The 1,160-nt window shown below is 54.5% G+C and carries 1 protein-coding gene; it reads right to left on the bottom strand.

The features are described 5' to 3' along the window. Positions 1-20: 20 nt before the first annotated feature. Entirely contained in the window at positions 21-1,007 is a 987-nt protein-coding gene (locus FD744_RS25205) for an IS110 family transposase (protein WP_160870032.1), read from the bottom strand. Positions 1,008-1,160 lie beyond the last annotated feature (153 nt).

Raw genomic sequence — 1,160 nt, 5'->3', positions numbered from 1 at the left:
CGCAGCTACCGTCTTGCACGTCAAGCCGCTACTGCGTAATTCTCGTCATATCTCTGCTGTTTCATCAGCACACCGAAGCAGATATGCACCAGCTTTCTCATCACACCACCCAGCGCTGATCTCTTCGCCTTGCCAGCCGAAACAAGGCGATCATAGAACGCTTTAAGATGAGGATTATGCTTCGCTGCGACCATGGCAGCCATATAGAGTTTGGCCCTCACCGACGGGGGGCCACATTTTGACAGTCTTGTCCTTCCCCGTACTGAGCTTCCGGAGCGCTTTTCCTTCGGGACCACCCCCAGCCAGGCCGCGGCCTGCTCCGCACTCCTGAAGTGATTTCCCCGCAGAACCGCCAGCATAGTGCTGCCAACCGCTTGACCGACCCCTTTTATTGACGTCAGATACTCCATATCCCGCTTCAGGTCGGGATGATTGTCGATATGGTCATCTATCAGTGCCTGGACGGCTTCCAGCTCGCTGTTCAGCGCCTGCAGTATCTTCCTGACTGATAACTCGACCCGTGCTGAGCCGCAGGTTGAAAGCAGCTTCTCAAGCCGGTTATTCTCGCGGTTTACATCCTGCACCAGCGCATCGCGTCTGCTGAGTAACGCTTTCAGTTCACGGATGGCCGGAGACGGTGGCTGCCATACATCCGGCTGGCGCATGGCACCATAACGGGCCAGTACATCCGCATCGACAGTATCATTTTTGGTCAGAATGCCCATGCCCTGAGCAAAAGACCGGACACGCGCCGGGTTGGCTATTACAACGCGCACAGCCCGGTCATGAAGGCCATAAGCCAGATGCTCGTGATACGTGCCGGTGGGTTCCATGACGACCTGCACCTCTGAGTGACTGACCTTCTGTCTGGTCAGCCACTCCAGTACAGTGACGGCAACATCCGGCCCGTTGAGTAAAACTTTGGTCTTCTTACGACCGTCCGGACCATCAGGTTTGAGGCACAAATCTATTTTGCTTTTACCAACGTCAATTCCTAACTGGATCATAATGTTCCCCTTTCACATAGAAACCATCACGCCCGTTTTCCTTGTGCATACGGAGTCTGAGCTCCTGGCAACCGTTCAAAGTTAATGCTGGCGTGAAAGGTGAAACAGGGGAGCTAAGCTGCGGGACAAGGTCTTACCTTAATGGACGCGTCA

The organism is Pantoea sp. Taur, assembly GCF_009830025.1.
Lineage (GTDB): Bacteria > Pseudomonadota > Gammaproteobacteria > Enterobacterales > Enterobacteriaceae > Pantoea > Pantoea communis.
This window is presented reverse-complemented; position numbering and strand designations above follow the sequence as displayed.

Coding starts and splice junctions, on each gene's coding strand:
- FD744_RS25205 (WP_160870032.1), bottom strand. CDS start 1,007: ATGATCCAGTTAGGAATTGACGTTGGTAAAAGCAAAATAGATTTGTGC.